The organism is Serratia sp. OLAL2 (genome assembly GCF_002752475.1).
Lineage (GTDB): Bacteria > Pseudomonadota > Gammaproteobacteria > Enterobacterales > Enterobacteriaceae > Serratia > Serratia bockelmannii.
In genome coordinates this window covers 63684-77130 of the sequence record NZ_MSTL01000021.1, presented here as the reverse complement: position 1 = coordinate 77130, position 13447 = coordinate 63684, and the positions used below count along the sequence as shown (strand labels likewise).

Annotated in this window: 9 protein-coding genes; 3 read left to right on the top strand and 6 right to left on the bottom strand. The window is 63.7% G+C overall.

Features of this window, described 5'->3' with window-relative positions:
- Positions 1-7: 7 nt before the first annotated feature.
- From mdtC to BVU99_RS23590, 3 genes are read right to left on the bottom strand one after another with little or no spacing between them, the layout of a single operon-like run.
- Positions 8-3088: a multidrug efflux RND transporter permease subunit MdtC gene (mdtC, locus tag BVU99_RS23600; RefSeq protein WP_025303861.1), complete on the bottom strand. Its 3081-nt coding sequence runs from the start codon at positions 3086-3088 to the stop codon at positions 8-10.
- Positions 3085-6204 carry an MdtB/MuxB family multidrug efflux RND transporter permease subunit gene (locus BVU99_RS23595; protein ID WP_099816842.1) on the bottom strand — a complete coding sequence of 1040 codons (3120 nt, stop codon included), beginning with the start codon at positions 6202-6204 and terminating at the stop codon, positions 3085-3087. Before BVU99_RS23595 ends, mdtC begins: the two co-directional genes overlap by 4 nt.
- A complete protein-coding gene (locus BVU99_RS23590; protein ID WP_025303859.1) occupies positions 6204-7457 on the bottom strand; it encodes an MdtA/MuxA family multidrug efflux RND transporter periplasmic adaptor subunit in 1254 nt (417 codons plus the stop codon). Before BVU99_RS23590 ends, BVU99_RS23595 begins: the two co-directional genes overlap by 1 nt.
- 272 nt (positions 7458-7729) lie before the next feature.
- On the opposite strand from BVU99_RS23590, the gene BVU99_RS23585 reads away from it, so the two are divergent.
- Positions 7730-8683 carry an aldo/keto reductase gene (locus BVU99_RS23585; protein ID WP_049204848.1) on the top strand — a complete coding sequence of 318 codons (954 nt, stop codon included), beginning with the start codon at positions 7730-7732 and terminating at the stop codon, positions 8681-8683.
- 68 nt (positions 8684-8751) lie between these two features.
- Positions 8752-9369: a pyridoxamine 5'-phosphate oxidase family protein gene (locus BVU99_RS23580; RefSeq protein WP_025303857.1), complete on the top strand. Its 618-nt coding sequence runs from the start codon at positions 8752-8754 to the stop codon at positions 9367-9369.
- Here the strand turns inward: BVU99_RS23580 and BVU99_RS23575 are convergent.
- Both BVU99_RS23575 and yegD read right to left on the bottom strand, forming a co-directional pair.
- Positions 9366-9932 carry a GNAT family N-acetyltransferase gene (locus BVU99_RS23575; protein WP_025303856.1) on the bottom strand — a complete coding sequence of 189 codons (567 nt, stop codon included), beginning with the start codon at positions 9930-9932 and terminating at the stop codon, positions 9366-9368. The two genes, BVU99_RS23580 and BVU99_RS23575, sit on opposite strands and share 4 nt — an antisense overlap.
- A 51-nt stretch (positions 9933-9983) precedes the next feature.
- The gene (yegD, locus tag BVU99_RS23570) at positions 9984-11336 is read right to left on the bottom strand and encodes a molecular chaperone (RefSeq protein WP_025303855.1); all 1353 of its coding nucleotides are present in this window, start codon (positions 11334-11336) and stop codon (positions 9984-9986) included.
- A gap of 164 nt (positions 11337-11500) precedes the next feature.
- Here yegD and alkA point away from each other — a divergent pair, with 164 nt between their 5' ends.
- The gene (gene alkA, locus BVU99_RS23565; protein WP_099816841.1) at positions 11501-12991 is read left to right on the top strand and encodes a DNA-3-methyladenine glycosylase 2; all 1491 of its coding nucleotides are present in this window, start codon (positions 11501-11503) and stop codon (positions 12989-12991) included.
- Between the two features lie 6 nt (positions 12992-12997).
- On the opposite strand, the gene BVU99_RS23560 is transcribed toward alkA, so the two are convergent.
- Positions 12998-13351 (bottom strand): DNA-binding protein, encoded by a 354-nt coding sequence (locus tag BVU99_RS23560; protein ID WP_025303853.1) that lies wholly within the window; start codon positions 13349-13351, stop codon positions 12998-13000.
- Positions 13352-13447 lie beyond the last annotated feature (96 nt).

The following is a 13447-nucleotide window of genomic DNA, read 5'->3' as shown; positions in this document are numbered from 1 at the left end:
TCGGCCATTAATGGGGCAGCGGGGCCAGTTGCTTGTTGCGGCGGAACTTCGCCTGCAGCCGGTCGAAGTAAAGGTAGACCACCGGGGTGGTGTACAGCGTCAGCAGCTGGCTCATCACCAGGCCGCCGGCGATGGTGATGCCGAGCGGCTGGCGCAGCTCCGCGCCGTCGCCGCGGGTCAGCACCAGCGGCAGCGCGCCGAACAACGCCGCCAGCGTGGTCATCATGATCGGCCGGAAACGCAGCAGGCTGGCCTGGAAAATCGCCTCGCGGGCGCTGATGCCGCCGTTGCGCTGCGCTTCGAGCGCGAAGTCGACCATCATGATGGCATTTTTCTTCACGATACCGATCAACAGCATGATGCCGATCAGCGCGATCAGGCTGAACGGTGCGCCGAACAGCTCGAGCGCCAGTAGCGCCCCCACGCCGGCGGAAGGCAGCGTGGAAAGGATGGTCAGCGGATGGATATAGCTCTCATACAGCACGCCGAGCACGATATACACCGTGGCGATCGCCGCCAGGATCAGGATGAGCTGCGACTTCAGGGTGTCCTGGAATACCTGGGCGGTGCCGGCGAACGCGCCGCGCACCGTGGACGGCACGCCGAGCTGAGTCATGGTGCGCTCTACCGCCGCGGTGGCGTCCGACAGGCTGCCGCCGTCCGGCAGGTTAAAGGAGATGGTCGAGGCGGCGGACAGCCCCTGATGGTTGACCGACAGCGGCGCGTTGGCCGGTCGCCAACTGGCGAAGTAGGAGAGCGGTATCGCCTTGCCTTCGTTGTTGATGATGAACATTTTATCCAACGAGCTCACGTCCTGAGTGTAGGGCGGCGCCACTTCCATCACGACTTTGTATTGGTTGAGCGGTTGATAGATGGTCGAAATCTGTCGCTGGCCGAAGGCGTTGTTCAACAGGTTGTTGGCGTCGGACACCGAAATGCCGAGGCGCGCCATGGTTTCGCGATCGTAGACCAGATCCATCTCCGAGCCTTTATCCTGCTGATCCGAGTTGACGTCCGCCAGCTCGGGCAATGCGGCCAGCGCGGTGCGGATCTTCGGCTCCCATTCGCGCAGCGCGGCGAGATCGTCCGCCAGCAGCGTATATTGGTAGCTGGCGTTGGCCTGCCGGCCGCCGACGCGGATATCCTGTACCGCCATCAGAAACAGGCTGGCGCCCGGTTCTTTGGCCAGGCGGGCACGCAGGCGGGCGATCACTTTCTGCGCATCGTCGCTGCGTACCGACAGGGGTTTCAGTGAGATGAACATCGAACCGCTGTTGGTGCGCGAGCCGCCGGTAAAACCGGTGACGTTTTCCACGTCCGGATCTTCGCGCACGATTTTCATGAAGTCTTCCAGTTTGCCGCGCATCGCCTGGAACGAAATGCTTTGGTCGGCCTGGATAAAGCCCATCAGACGCCCGGTATCCTGTTCAGGGAAGAAGGTTTTCGGGATGCTGATATACAGCCAGACGTTGAGCGCAACGGTGGCGAGGAACACCGCCAGCACCCAGCGCGAGTGGCCGAGCACCCAGTTCAGCGAGCGTCCGTAACCCTGCTGCAGCGCCAGCAGCATTTTGCCGAAGCCGCGCGCGCGCCGCTGCGAACGCGCCGGCTGGTGGCGCAGCAAATAGGCACACATCATCGGCGTGAGCGTCAGCGAGACGATGAGCGACAGCCCGATCGATACCGACAGGGTGACGGCGAACTCGCGGAATAGCCGGCCGGGCAGGCCTTCCATCAGCAGCAGCGGGATAAACACCGCCACCAGCGAAACGCTCATCGACAGCACGGTGAAGCCGACTTCCCGCGCGCCCAGCAGCGCGGCGTTGATCGGTTTCATGCCGGCCTCGACGTGGCGGGAAATGTTTTCCAGCACCACGATGGCGTCGTCCACCACAAAGCCGGTGGCGATGGTCAGCGCCATCAGCGACAGGTTGTTGAGGCTGAAGCCGCACAGATACATGGCGGCGAACGAGCCGATCAGCGACACCGGTACGGCGACCGCCGGGATCAGCGTGGCGCGCCCGGAGCGCAGGAAGATGAACACCACCAGGATCACCAGCCCGATGGCGATCGCCAGCGACTGTTCCACCTCGGCCAGCGACGCGCGGATGGTTGGCGAACGATCCTGCGCGACGTTGAGTTGAATCGAGGCCGGGATATTCTCCTGCAGGGCGGGCAGCTCGGCGCGAATGCGATCGACGGTTTCGATGATGTTGGCGTCCGGCGCGCGGCTGATGGCCAGAATGATCGCCGGTTTGGCGTCGGTCATCCCGGCGTTACGCACGTCTTGCACCGAGTCTTTGACCTCGGCCACGTCGGCTAAACGCACCGCCGAGCCGTTGTTGTAATGAATGATCAGCGGACGATAAGCATCGGCGGTTTTCAGCGCGTCGTTGGCCTGGATCTGCCAGCGCTGCTGCGGGTTTTCCACGGCGCCCTGCGGACGGCGCACGTTGGCGTTGGCGATGGCCTGCCGCACGCTGTCCAGCGACACGCCCTGATTGAACAGCGCCGAAGGGTTCAGCTCCACCCGCACCGCCGGCAGCGAGCTGCCGCCTACGGAAACGTCGCCGACGCCCTCGGTCTGGCTGATCTTCTGCGCCAGCTGGGTGGAGGCGAAATCGTAAAGCTGCCCCTGGCTGTAGGTGTCCGAGGTCAGCGTCAGGATCATGATCGGCGCGTCGGAAGGGTTGACCTTACGGTAGCTGGGGCGGCTCGGCATGCCGGTCGGCAGCAGGCTTTGCGCGGCGTTAATCGCCGCCTGCACGTCGCGCGCGGCGCCGTTGATGTCGCGATCGAGATCGAACTGCAAAATGACGCGGGTACTGCCGAGCGAACTCATCGAGGTCATTTCGTTAACCCCGGCGATGCGGCCCAGCGCGCGCTCCAGCGGCGTCGCCACCGAGGACGCCATGGTTTCCGGCGAGGCGCCCGGCAGCGACGCGCTGATCGAAATCACCGGAAAATCCACCTGCGGCAGCGGCGACACCGGCAGCAGGCGAAAGCCGATCGCGCCGCTGATGGCGATGGCCAGCGTCAGCAGGGTGGTGGCCACCGGCCGGTGAATGAACAGGGCGAAGAATTTCACGGCAGCTCCTGCGTATCCAGCTGGCGATGCGTGTTGCGCGCCAGCTTGTCAAACAGCAGGTAGATCACCGGCGTGGTGAACAGCGTCAGGATCTGGCTCATGATCAAACCGCCGACCATACAGACGCCGAGCGGATGCCGCAGCTCCGCGCCGACGCCGGTGCTCAGCATCAGCGGCAGCGCGCCGAGCAAGGCCGCCAGCGTGGTCATCAAGATCGGCCGGAAACGCAGCAGACAGGCCTGATAGATGGCGTCGCGCGGCGATAAACCCTGCTCGCGTTCCGCCGCCAGCGCGAAGTCGATCATCATGATGGCGTTCTTCTTCACAATGCCGATCAGCAGGATGATGCCGATGATGGCGATCACGTCCAGCTCGCTGCCGGCCAACATCAGCGCCAACAGGGCGCCGACCCCGGCGGTCGGCAGGGTGGAGAGGATGGTGACCGGATGAATGAAGCTTTCATACAGCACGCCCAGCACGATGTACATCGCCACCACCGCCGCCAAAATCAGCCACAGCGTGCTGCCGAGCGCCGCCTGGAAGGCCAGGGTCGCCCCCTGGAATTGGGTGGTGATGTCCCTTGGCATATTGAGATTTTTTTCCGCCTGGGTGACCGCGTCGACCGCCTCGCCGAGCGAGTAGCCGTCGGCGACGTTGAACGAAACGGTGGCCGACGGGAACTGGTCGAGATGGTTCACCGACAGCGGGCCGAAGCGCTCTTCGATTTTGGCGATGGCGCTCAGCGGCACCACGGCGCCGTCGTTGCCGCTCAGACGGATCTCATTGAGCGCCGCCAACCCCGGTGTCGTGCTGACGTCGTGCTCCAGCACCACGCGGTATTGATTGGCCTGGGTGTAGATGGTGGAGATCAGGCGCTGGCCGAACGCGTTGTACAGCGCATTGTCCACGTCGCTCATGGTGACGCCGAGGCGGGAGGCCGAATCGCGATCGACGTTGACATAGGCCACCAGCCCCTGATCCTGCCAGTCGCTGGTGACGTCCGCCAGCTGCGGGGTTTGCTTCAGCTCATCCATCAGCTGCGGCACCCACAGGCTGAGATCGTCCAGCGACATCGCCTGCAGGGTGAACTGGTACTGGGTGCGGCTGACCTGGGTATCGATGGTCAGGTCCTGCACCGGTTGCAGATACAGCTTCACGCCGGGGAACTGCGCCGTTTGCTGCTGCAGGCGGCTGATGATCGCCGGAATGCGCTCGCTGCGTTCGCTCAGCGGCTTCAGGTTGATCTGCAGCCGGCCGCTGTTGAGCGTGGCGTTGCTGCCGTCGACGCCGACGAACGAGGTCAGGCTCTCCACCGCCGGATCTTTGAGGATCTGCGCCGCGACCTGCTGCTGGCGCTCGGCCATGTTGCTGAACGAGACGCTCTGCGGCGCCTCCAGCGTGCCCTGAATGATGCCGTTGTCCTGCACCGGGAAGAAACCTTTCGGGATCAGCAGGTACAGCAATACCGTCAGCGCCAGCGTGCCCACGGCCACGCCGAGCGTCAGCCAGGGATGGTTAAGCACCGTTTTCAGCCACTTGCCATATTGCGCGATCACCCGGTCGAAAAAGCGTTCGGAGGCGGCGGAAAAACGGTTCTGCTTGCGCAGCGATTCGTGGCTGAGCATGCGTGCGCACATCATCGGCGTCAGCGTCAGCGACACCACGGCGGAGATCAAAATTGCCACCGCCAGCGTGACGGCGAACTCGCGGAACAGGCGGCCGACGATGTCGCCCATGAACAGCAGCGGGATCAGCACCGCCACCAGCGAGAAGGTCAGAGAGATGATGGTGAAACCGATCTCGCCGGCCCCTTTCAACGCGGCGTCGAGCGGTTTTTCCCCTTTCTCGATGTAGCGCGAGATGTTCTCGATCACCACGATGGCGTCGTCCACCACGAAGCCGGTGGCGATGGTCAGCGCCATCAGCGTCAGGTTGTTGATGGAGAAGCCAAGGAAGTACATGGCGGCGAAGGTGCCCACCAGCGACAGCGGCACCGCCACGCTGGGGATAATGGTCGCCGGCACGTTGCGCAGGAACACGTAGATCACCATCACCACCAGCGCGATCGCCAGCAGCAGCTCGAACTGCACGTCGCTGACCGAGGCGCGGATGGTGGTGGTGCGATCGGTCAACACCTTGACGTCGACTGACTTGGGCAGGCTTTTAATCAGCGTCGGCAGCATTTCGCGGATGCTGTCGGCGGTGGTGATGACGTTGACGCCGGGCTGGCGTTGGATGTTCAGCACGATCGCCTGTTGCTTGTTGGCCCAGGCCGCCAGTCGGGTATTTTCCGCCCCTTGTTCGATGGTGGCGATATCCTGCAGGCGGATCGCCGCGCCGTTCTGATAGGCGACGATCAGCTGGCGATAGTCGTCGGCAGATTTCATTTGGTCGTTGGCGGAGAGGGTGACCGATCGGGTCGGGCCGTCAAGGCTGCCTTTCGCCGAGTTGACGTTGGCGTTGCTGATGGCGGCGCGAATGGTTTCACTGTTCAGGCCATAGGCGGCGACCGCCGCGGCGTTCAATTTTACGCGCACTGCCGGGCGTTGGCCGCCGGCCAGCGTCACCAGGCCGACGCCGGTCACCTGAGAAATTTTTTGCGCCACGCGGGTTTCCACCATGTCTTCCACCTGCGTCATCGGCATGGCGGTGGAGGTCACGGCCAGCGTCAGGATCGGCGGATCGGCGGGGTTAACCTTGCTGTAGATCGGCGGGTAAGGCAAATCGGTCGGCAGCAGGTTGGTGGCGGAGTTGATCGCCGCCTGCACTTCCTGCTCCGCGACGTCGAGCGGCAGCGCCAACTGGAACTGCAGTGTGACCACCGAGGCGCCGCCGGAGCTTTGCGACGCCATTTGCTTCAGGCCGGACATCTGGCCGAACTGGCGTTCCAGCGGCGCGGTAATGGCGGAGGTCACCACGTCCGGGCTGGCGCCGGGGTACAGCGTCACCACCTGGATAGTGGGGTAATCCACCTCCGGCAGGGCGGACACCGGCAGCGCGCGATAACCGATAATCCCCGCCAGCAATATTGCCAGCATCAGCAGCGTGGTGGCGACCGGACGCAGAATAAACAGGCGGGACGGACCGCCGCCGGCGTTGGGAGGCATCACCTGCATCAGGACTTCCTCTGAACGTCAGGTTCGCGCTTGGCGTTGGCCGCCGCCGGCGCTTCGCTCGGCGCGAGCACTTCCACCTGCATGCCTTCGGTCAGGCGATCGATGCCGTCGGTCACCACCCGATCGCCGGCGTTGAGACCGGCGCTGATCACCACCTGCCGGCTGTCCTGCACGCCGGCGGTGACCCGATGTTTGCTGACCTTGTTGTCTTCGCCGAGCGTCCAAACGAAGTTGCCCTCGTTGCCCATCTGCAGCGCAGCGGTCGGGATCACCACCGCATCGTGCAGGGTATCCACCTGCAGCCGCGCGTTGACGAACTGATTGGGGAACAGCGCGTCATCTTCGTTGGCGAAGCGCGCTTTCAGCTTGATGGTGCCGGTGGCGGTATCAATTTGGTTGTCCAGGCTCAGCAGCGAACCGGTCGTCAGCTTGTTCTGGTTGGTGCGATCCCAGGCTTCGACGCTCACCGGCCCGGCTTTTTGCGCCTTGAGCAGATCGGCGATGTTGCCTTCGGGCAGCGTGAACACCACGTCGATCGGGTGCGTCTGCGTGATCACCACCAGACCGGTGGTGCTGCCGCTGGTAACGTAGTTGCCGACGTCGACCAGTTTCAGGCCGACGCGGCCGTCGATTGGCGCAGTGATGCGGCTGTAGGTGATCTGCAGTTTGGCGCTGTCGACCGCGCCCTGATCGGCCTTGATCGCGCCTTCGGTCTGCTGCACCAGCGAGGCCTGCGTATCCAGCTCCTGACGGGACACCAGATTGGTTTTCACCAGCTGCTGATAGCGCGCCAAATCGCGTCGGGCGTTGGCCAGCGTGGCCTGATCTTTTGCCAACTGCCCCTGAGCCTGGGTCAACTGAACCTGGAATGGCCGGGGATCGATTTCCGCCAGCAGATCGCCGGCTTTGACCTGCTGGCCTTCGGTAAAGTGGATCGCCATCAGTTGGCCATCGACCCGGCTGGTGACGGTCACGGTATTGGCGGCGGTGGCGGTGCCCAAACCGGAAAGATAGCGTGGCACCGTCTGTTGCGTGGCGGTCGCCGCTTGCACCGGCGACATCGGCGCGCCGCGTCTGCCGCCCGCCGCGCGGCCCGCTCCCGTTTTACCGGCGGCCTGGTGCGCGCCCGGCGTCGTCCCAGCGGTCGGTTGGGCGGCGCTGAAATGGCGCCAGGCCAGAACGGCGACGATGATCGCAATCGCCGCAACCAGCAGGCGCAGCAGCAGGGAACGACGTTGGGGTTTTGCATTCATGGTGGTGAAAATTCTCTCCAAAAGGCAGGGGCGCGGGCACTCATTGCCACAAAAATGACACTCCTTACAGGATACTAGTTTAGCCAGCGAAGACGGCATAAAAATGAAGGAAATATGGAGGAACCGTCAGCATTGTCTTAATAAGTGGGTGATTTGAGCGTGCTATGTTTATAAGTGATTTATTCCGGCTTATAGCCAATACGTTTTAACGATTCCCTGTATTTGGCGCTAATAATTAACAGGCAAATCATTTAACCCATGGAGCCTTTGTGATGAGCAAGAAACAACTGGGTCGTTCAGGCATTCAGGTGCCGGCGTTAACCTTCGGTGGCAACGTGTTCGGCTGGACGGCGGATCAAGCGACCTCGTTCAGCCTGCTGGATGCGCTGGTGGACAATCAGCTCAACTTTATCGATACCGCCGACGTTTATTCCAGCTGGGCGCCGGGCAACCGGGGCGGCGAATCGGAAACCGTCATCGGCGAATGGCTGAAGAAGAGCGGCAAGCGCGACCAGGTGATCATCGCCACCAAGGTGGGCAAACCGATGGGCGAAGGCAAGCAGGGGCTGTCGCCGCGCTATATTCAGCAGGCGGTGGAGGACTCGCTGCGTCGCCTGCAAACCGATTATATCGATCTTTATCAGTCGCACGACGATGACCGCGATACGCCGCTGGAAGAGACGTTGGCGGCGTTCGATGCGCTGATCAAGGCCGGCAAGGTGCGGGCGATCGGCGCCTCCAACTATCAGGCGGATCGCCTGGAAGAAGCGCTGCGGGTGAGCGAGAGCAACGGATTGGCGCGCTACGAAACCCTGCAGCCGGAATATAACCTGTATGCGCGCGAAGGGTATGAAGCCGAGCTGGAAGGCGTGGCGCAGCGCCATGGCCTCGGGGTGATCAACTTCTTCGCGCTGGCCAGTGGTTTTCTGACCGGCAAATACCGCAGCAAAGCGGACGAGGGCAAAAGCCAGCGCGGCGATCGCATCGTCGAACGCTACCTGAACCCGCGCGGTTTCCGCATTCTGGCGGCGCTGGATCAGGTGGCGGGCAAACACGGCAGCTCCCCGGCGCAGGTTTCGCTGGCCTGGCTGATCGCGCGCCCGAGCATCACCGCGCCGATCGTCAGTGCGACCTCGTTGCCGCAGCTGGATGAGTTGGTCAGCGCCACCCGCCTGACGCTGGATGCGGACGACATTCAGGCGCTGAACGACGCCAGCGCCGAGTAGGGGGCGTTACCCGGCGGCGATTTTGCTCTATGCTGAAGGGGTTAACATGGCCCATTCAGGAAACCGCAATGTCTGGTGATACCATCAACGACCTCGCGACGCTGGAACAGCTGTACGGCAAACCCGCCGCGCCCTCGGTTTTTAAAGAAGTCAGCTATATTCACCCGGCGTACCGCCCGTTTATCGAGGCGGCGCCGTTTGCCGCGCTCTCGACGGTCGGGCCGGACGGCATGGATGTCTCTCCGCGCGGCGATCCGGCCGGTTTTATCCATATCGAAGACGAGAAAACCCTGCTGCTGCCGGACCGTCGCGGCAATAACCGCATCGACAGCCTGCGCAATATCCTGCACGACAACCGGGTGGCGCTGCTGTTGCTGATCCCCGGCATCGGCGAAACGCTGCGGATTAACGGGCGGGCGGAAATCGTGGTGGCGCCAGCGATGCTGCAGCGCTTCGTCCACCGCAACCAGCTGCCGCGTTCGGTGCTGCGCATTCGGGTGGAGGCGGTGTTCTTCCAGTGCAGCCGGGCGATCTTGCGTTCGGGATTGTGGGAAGAGGGCAGCCGCCTCGAACGTTCGGCGCTGCCCAGCCCCGGCCATATTTTGGCCGCGGTGAGCCAAACGCGCTTCGACGGTGAGGAGTACGACAGCGCGCTGCCGCAGCGGCTGAAGGATACGCTGTATTAATCGCCGTGGCGTTCGCGCCACATTTGCCGGTTCAGCCGATACAAGACGTGCTTTTGCAGCGGATGGCCCGTCGGCAGGCGCGGATGCAGGAAGGTTTCGCCGTCAAACTGCATGCCGATGCGCGTCATCACCCGGCGCGACGGCTGGTTATTTTCGGCGGTGAAGGACACCACTTCCGGCAAGCGCAGCGTGTCGAAGGCGTACGCCAGCGCGGCGCGCGCCGCTTCAGCGGCGTAGCCGTTGCCCCAGTGAGCCGCCGCCAGCCGCCAGCCAATCTCCACGCAGGGGGCACAAGGCAGATCGTCGCCCGGCCGCGCCAGCCCGACAAAACCGATAAAAGGCGCGCCGCCTTTCACTTCCACCGCCCATAGCCCCCAGCTATGTTGTTGCATGAAGGCGCGGATGCGTTCGGCCTGCGCGTGGCTTTCCTCGGCCGTCATCGTCGCCGGGAAATAGCGCATCACCTGCGGATCGGCGTTAAGCGCGGCGAAGGCCGGCAGATCGTCGTCGCGCCAGGCGCGCAGCCGCAGCCTGGCGCTGTCGAGGGTAAGGATGGTCGACATGATGCATAGCCTCCAATGAACAAGGGCGCGGCGAGCCGCGCCCTTGGGCTGTCAACGGAACAGCGTTTGCGCCCAGCGCGCCAGCCCGGCGGTGACCGAGCCGAAGTCGTTGCCGCCGACGATCGGAATGCCCGGCAGCTGCTGTTGCAGCGCGGCGCGCAGCAGGGGTGAGCGTGCGCTGCCGCCGGTCAGGTAGATCACCTGCGGCGCGGTCTGGCTGCTGGCCAGCGCGGCGCTGACCTGCTCCTGAATGCGCATCAACGGCTGCGAAATGGCGTCGGCGAGCTGAGCCTGGCTGATGCTCTCCGCCAGATCGGCCTGCACGAAATTGAGCGGCGCGCTGATGGCCGTTTGGCCGGACAGGGCGATCTTACTCTCTTCGGCCGCCCGCACCAATCGGTAGCTCAGGCGCTGTTGGTACACTTTCAGCAGGCGTTTGACCTTTTCCGGCTCCGCCGCGTCGAGGATCAGATCGCGCAGCACGCGGCCGTTGGCGGCGCTGTAGAAGTCATTTTGCGCCGGCACGTCGTTGGTCGCCACCGCGTTCCAGTAAGGCAGCGCCGGCAGGGCGATGCCCTTCGCGGTTTCGCCGCCCAGGCCGAACAGCGGCATCAGCTGTTTGAAGGCCAGCATGATGTCCAGATCGTTACCGCCGACCCGGCAGCCGCTGTGGCCCAGCAGGCTCTGCTGGCGATCGGCGCGGTCGCGCCACTGCGGCCCCATCAGCAGCACCGAGCAGTCGGTGGTGCCGCCGCCGATGTCCACCACCAGCACGGTTTGCTCTTCGCTCAGCGTCGCCTCGAAGTCCAGCCCCGCCGCCACCGGCTCGAACTGGAATTCAATGTCCTTGAAACCGGCACGTTCGGCGGCGCGCTGCAAAATGCCCTGCGCCTGCCGGTTGGCTTCGTCGCCGCCGATGCCCTGGAAGTTGATCGGCCGGCCGATCACCGCCTGATCGATGCCGGTCTGCAGCACGTTTTCCGCCTGGCGTTTGATGTGGAACATCATGGCGCACACCAGGTCTTCGAACAGCGCGATCTGCTGCGGTTTCAGGCCGTTGGCGCCGAGGAAGGACTTCGGCGAGCGCACGAAGTACACCTCTTCGGGATCTTCCATATAGTGCGCCAGCGCCTGCAGGCCGAACAGCACGCTGTCGCCGTTGACCGGAATGTCTTCTTCGCGGTTGTAACTGATGGCGCGGCGCAGCAGCTGCTGGTTTTCTTCGCTGCCGGTCGGCACCTGCCAATGGCGGTGCAGGCATTCGCTCACCGCTTCGCGGGTCGGCGCGCACAGCATCGAAGGCAGATACGGCTCGTTGTTTTCCAGCGTCAACAGCTCGGGGCCGTGGTCGCGCATCACTGCAACGGAACAGTTGGCTGTCCCGTAATCGAATCCAATAAACATCTCTTTTTTGTCCCCATGCCAATGAAGGGGGGCGACTTTACCCGAGACGGGGCCGGCGGGCAATGCGCCAATGCGCGAGTGTCGAAAAATTTAGCGGGCGCGGCGGCGGCGTGCTTAACTTAATGTCCGAATTCCGCACGTCAGTGCGCCAGGCGAGCCCCATAATGCAGAAAAAACCGAACCCGAGCGTTGCCATGAATACTCAACAGCAAGCGTTGTACGACGCGCTGCGCGCGCGTGACCGCAAATTCGACGGCCGTTTTTTCGTCGGCGTCTCTTCCACCGGCATCTATTGTCGCCCGGTGTGCAGCGCCCGCACGCCGAAGCGGGAAAACTGCACCTTTTATCCGAGCGCGGCGGCGGCTGAACTGGCGGGGTTTCGCCCCTGCCTCAAATGCCGACCGGAACTGGCCCCTGGCCTGGCGCTGATCGATCTGGGCAACCGCTATGCCCAGGTGGCGGTGCAGCTCATCGAGCAAGGCTATCTGTCCGAGCACAGCTGCGAAGCGCTGGCGGCGCGGCTGGGCATTTCCGATCGCCACCTGCGGCGTATCTTCGCCGAACAGTTTGGCGCTTCGCCGATCGATTACGCGCAGTCACACCGGTTGCTACAGGCCAAGCGTCTGCTGGCGGATACCGACCTGCCGCTCAGCGAGGTGGCGTTCGCCGCCGGTTTCGGCAGCCTGCGGCGTTTCAACGAGCTGTTCAAGGCGCGCTACCGCCTGATCCCGTCGGCGCTGCGCAGCGGCGGCGCGCGCGGTGAACGGGCGGCCGCCAGCGGGTTGGTGTTTCATCTGGGCTATCGGCCGCCCTATGACTGGGCGCGCATGCTGAATTTCTTGCAGGCGCGCGCCGTGCAGGGCGTGGAGCGGGTCGAGGGGCGCCGCTACCTGCGCTCGATCGCCGTCAGCCAGGGTGGCACTGAACACCGCGGCTGGTTCAGCGTGCAGCCGGAAGAGGCGCGCAATCGGGTTCGGGTCGAGATCGCGCCGACGCTCAGTCTGGTGACGACGGAGGTGTTGCGCCGTGTCCGCTTGCTGTTTGATCTGGACGCCGCGCCGGATCGCATTAATGAGGCGCTGGGCTCGCTGGCGGCCGATGCGCCGGGATTGCGCCTGCCGGGCTGCGTGAACAGTTTCGAGCAGGCGACGCGTGCGGTGCTGGGGCAACTGGTCAGCGTGAAAATGGCGGCGACCTTCGCCGGGCGGATGGCCGAACGTTGGGGCGAAGCGCTGGCGACGCCGCATGAGGGCATCACCCACGTTTTCCCCACCGCAGAACGGGTGGCGCAGCTGCAGCCCGAAGAACTGCGCCCGCTCGGGGTGCAGGTGAAGCGTGCGGCGGCGCTGATCGAGATTGCCCGCGCGCTGGGCGAAGGGGGGCTGCAGCTCGACAACGTGCTGGATATCGAACAGGGCATCAAGGCGCTGACCGCGCTGCCGGGTATCGGCAACTGGACCGCCAGCTATATCGCGATGCGCGCCTGGTCGTGGCCGGACGTGTTCCTGGCCGGCGACTACCTGATCAAACAGCGTTTCCCTGGCATGACGCCGCGCCAGATTGAACGCTACGCCGAGCGCTGGCGCCCGTGGCGCTCTTACGCCACGCTGCACCTGTGGCACAACGGTGGCTGGGCGCCGGAAGGGGAGAGTTGAACGTGGCTAGCGGGGGGACTCGATCAGCTGCAGCAAGCGGCTCATGCCTTCACGCATCAGGAACGCCAGCAGCTTTTCCCGTTCGGCCGGCGTCAGGTGGTAGTAATACTCGATCCAGACCCGTATTGGATCCTGGCGTTTGACGTCGTAGTCCGGATGATCGGCCTCGTGCAACGCCGAGAGGCTGCGCGCGCCGAATGGCAGGCTGTCGATATGGTATTCCAGCGCTTTGCCCTGTACGCCGCTGCGGCGGCGACTGACCCAGCCTTCTCGCCGGGCCATCAAATTGACTCCTTGTGGGGTTGAGGGCAACCCCGCCTTCCCCATCAGTTCCCTGGCGGAAAACCATTTCTTTTCCATAGTCCCTTATCCCTGAGTCATCACATGTCGAGGAAAATCAACGGATACGCTGATACTCGCATGGGCGATTCATCTTACTTAATCGTTTAAGCCTAA